The organism is Paraburkholderia sp. EG286B (assembly GCF_040965655.1).
Classification (GTDB): domain Bacteria; phylum Pseudomonadota; class Gammaproteobacteria; order Burkholderiales; family Burkholderiaceae; genus Paraburkholderia.
The window spans coordinates 1-446 of the sequence record NZ_JBFRCF010000169.1 but is presented as its reverse complement, the minus strand read 5'-3'; the positions used below and the strand labels follow the sequence as shown (position 1 = coordinate 446).

Annotated in this window: 1 protein-coding gene; it reads left to right on the top strand. The window is 62.1% G+C overall.

The genetic code is table 11. From position 1 onward, the window contains the following. On the top strand, nucleotides 1–341 hold a 341-nt coding region (locus tag AB4Y42_RS44250), incomplete at its 5' end, for a FadR/GntR family transcriptional regulator (protein WP_368697898.1). Nucleotides 342–446 lie beyond the last annotated feature (105 nt).

Genomic DNA, 446 nt, shown 5'->3' with positions numbered 1-446 from the left:
CATATGAGCGCATGGAACGCGCGCAAACGGCCGGCGATCTGCTCGAGCCAGACCTCGAATTTCATCGCGCGATCATGGCTGCGACGCACAACGACATGCTCGGCTATATCGGCAACATGATGTCGCTGGCGCTGTCGGAGTCGATCAAGCTGACGAGCCGCCATCCCGACACGTACGCGCTGTCGCTGCCGCGCCATAAAGCGATTCTCACGGCGATTCAGAACCGCGATCCGCTCGCCGCGCGTCAGGCAAGTCTCGTGCAACTCGAAAACGCACGCGCCGACGCCGATACGATTCTCGGCATCGACCACGCAGACATCGGCGCGTACCGCGTGACGTGAGTCGCGCAGCCGCGACGTGTCAGCGCTGATTTCAGCGCAACATGAACGACATCGCCGACAGACAGTTCAGCGTGCGCACCGCGTGCTCGACGGATGGTGTCGAAA